General features: G+C 52.3%; 1 tRNA gene and 1 rRNA gene (both cut by a window edge). Both read left to right on the top strand.

The annotated features are described in order from the left end of the window. A tRNA-Ala gene (locus tag DFR48_RS21620) sits at window positions 1-12 on the top strand (it extends 64 nt beyond the left edge of the window). Window positions 13-377: 365 nt separating this feature from the next. After that, window positions 378-2500, top strand: a 23S ribosomal RNA gene (locus DFR48_RS21625); it runs 675 nt beyond the window's last position.

Genomic DNA, 2500 nt, shown 5'->3' on the forward strand with positions numbered 1-2500 from the left:
TCGGCTCCACCAAATTCCTTGTCTTGGAAGAAAATAAAGGTTTGCACCGGCCGGTTGGCTGTGTGCCTGTTCTGTCTACATTGTGAAGAGAAGATTGATCCGGATCGGCTGAAGAGCCGATGCCTAGAAGGATCGATGATTGTTCGAGGGCTTTGCCCTTGTCTGGTTGTCGGTCTGGTGGATGTTGCCTGACCGCGCATCCTCGGATTTAATCTCGAGAAGCTGGTCTTAAGATAGACTGCAAGTGAGCTGCTCGGCGTAGCTCCGATAAAGCAGGTCTATCGAACACGTCGATGGCATCATGACGACCTGGTTGTAAAAGGTAACCGGGTTTGCCTCCTTTTGGAGGCTTGGTGATGAGCATTGGCAATGAGAACGATTAAGTGTCGTAAGGGCATTTGGTGGATGCCTTGGCATGCACAGGCGATGAAGGACGTGATACGCTGCGAAAAGCCGTGGGGAGCTGCGAATGAGCTTTGATCCATGGATATCCGAATGGGGCAACCCACCTTAAATGCTTGGAAAATCCAAACTGTCAGCGATGACGGCTTGGGTTTCCAAGCATTGTTATAAGGTATCTTACCTTCGAATACATAGGGGTAAGAAGCGAACGCAGGGAACTGAAACATCTAAGTACCTGCAGGAAAGGACATCAACCGAGACTCCGCAAGTAGTGGCGAGCGAACGCGGACCAGGCCAGTGGCAATCAGGAATAAAGCCGAACGAGCTGGAAAGCTCGACCGTAGTGGGTGACAGTCCCGTAGGCGTAGAACACTGATTGTCCTTGAGTAGGGCGGGACACGTGAAATCCTGTCTGAACATGGGGAGACCACTCTCCAAGCCTAAGTACTCGTGCATGACCGATAGCGAACAAGTACCGTGAGGGAAAGGTGAAAAGCACCCCGACAAGGGGAGTGAAATAGAACCTGAAACCGGATGCCTACAAACAGTCGGAGGGCGCAAGCCTGACGGCGTACCTTTTGTATAATGGGTCAACGACTTAGTGTAACGAGCAAGCTTAAGCCGATAGGTGTAGGCGCAGCGAAAGCGAGTCTGAACAGGGCGTTCAGTTCGTTGCATTAGACCCGAAACCGAGTGATCTAGCCATGAGCAGGTTGAAGGTTGGGTAACACCAACTGGAGGACCGAACCCGCATCTGTTGCAATAGATTGGGATGACTTGTGGCTAGGGGTGAAAGGCCAATCAAACTCGGAAATAGCTGGTTCTCCGCGAAATCTATTTAGGTAGAGCGTCGACCGAATACCCTCGGGGGTAGAGCACTGGATGGGCTATGGGGACTCACCGTCTTACTGATCCTAACCAAACTCCGAATACCGAGGAGTACTAGTCGGCAGACACACGGCGGGTGCTAACGTCCGTCGTGAAGAGGGCAACAACCCTGACCTCCAGCTAAGGTCCCCAAGTCATGGCTAAGTGGGAAAGGATGTGAGGATCCCAAAACAACCAGGATGTTGGCTTAGAAGCAGCCATCATTTAAAGAAAGCGTAACAGCTCACTGGTCTAAATAAGGGTCTTTGCGCCGAAAATGTAACGGGGCTAAAGCCATGCACCGAAGCTGAGGATACGTCGCAAGACGTGTGGTAGCGGAGCGTTCCGTAAGCCTGTGAAGGGACAGCCGTGAGGCATCCTGGAGGTATCGGAAGTGCGAATGTTGACATGAGTAACGATAAAGAGGGTGAGAGACCCTCTCGCCGAAAGACCAAGGGTTCCTGCTTAAAGTTAATCTGAGCAGGGTTAGCCGGCCCCTAAGACGAGGCGGACACGCGTAGTCGATGGGAACCACGTTAATATTCGTGGGCCTTGTGGTGGTGACGGATCGCACAAATCGTACATTCTTATTGGATTGAGTGTGCGGTGGAGCGGTTCCAGGAAATAGCCCCACTTTATAGACCGTACCCGAAACCGACACAGGTGGTCAGGTAGAGTATACCAAGGCGCTTGAGAGAACTATGTTGAAGGAACTCGGCAAATTGCACGCGTAACTTCGGAAGAAGCGTGACCCCATGATGGGCAACCATTGTGGGGTGGCACAGACCAGGGGGTAGCGACTGTTTATCAAAAACACAGGGCTCTGCGAAGTCGCAAGACGACGTATAGGGTCTGACGCCTGCCCGGTGCTGGAAGGTTAAGAGGAGGGGTGCAAGCTCTGAATCGAAGCCCCAGTAAACGGCGGCCGTAACTATAACGGTCCTAAGGTAGCGAAATTCCTTGTCGGGTAAGTTCCGACCTGCACGAATGGCGTAACGACTTCCCCGCTGTCTCCAACATAGACTCAGTGAAATTGAATTCCCCGTGAAGATGCGGGGTTCCTGCGGTCAGACGGAAAGACCCCGTGCACCTTTACTATAGCTTTACACTGGCATTCGTGTCGGTATGTGTAGGATAGGTGGTAGGCTTTGAAGCGGGGACGCCAGTTCTCGTGGAGCCATCCTTGAAATACCACCCTTATCGTCATGGATGTCTAACCGCGGCCCGTCAT

The sequence above is a fragment of the Ciceribacter lividus genome, from assembly GCF_003337715.1.
Classification (GTDB): domain Bacteria; phylum Pseudomonadota; class Alphaproteobacteria; order Rhizobiales; family Rhizobiaceae; genus Allorhizobium; species Allorhizobium lividum.